Source organism: Rhodoferax sp. UBA5149 (assembly GCF_002413825.1).
Classification (GTDB): domain Bacteria; phylum Pseudomonadota; class Gammaproteobacteria; order Burkholderiales; family Burkholderiaceae_C; genus Rhodoferax.
Map to the genome: position 1 here is coordinate 71,418 of NZ_DHXT01000088.1, position 275 is coordinate 71,692.

1 pseudogene is annotated in these 275 nt (G+C 64.7%); it reads right to left on the bottom strand.

What is annotated here, in order from left to right:
* A pseudogene (locus B3V69_RS07750) lies at nucleotides 1–275 on the bottom strand (acetoacetate--CoA ligase); the annotation flags it as partial.

The following is a 275-nucleotide window of genomic DNA, read 5'->3' on the forward strand; positions in this document are numbered from 1 at the left end:
GCGCACCGCCTCGTCCAGCGTCAGACCCTCGCGCAGCACCACAAACAGCGGCATGTAGCTTTCTCGCCCCAGGTATTCGAGATCGACCACCATCGAGTCCAGCACTTCGGGCAAGGCTTCCACCGCGCTGTAGAGCTCGCTGGTGCCCATGCGCAGGCCGTGCCGGTTGATGGTGGCGTCACTGCGGCCAAAGATGATGCAGCCGCCGTGACGCCCGACCTTGAGCCAGTCGCCGTGGCGCCAGACGCCGGGGTACATATCGAAGTAGCTCGACA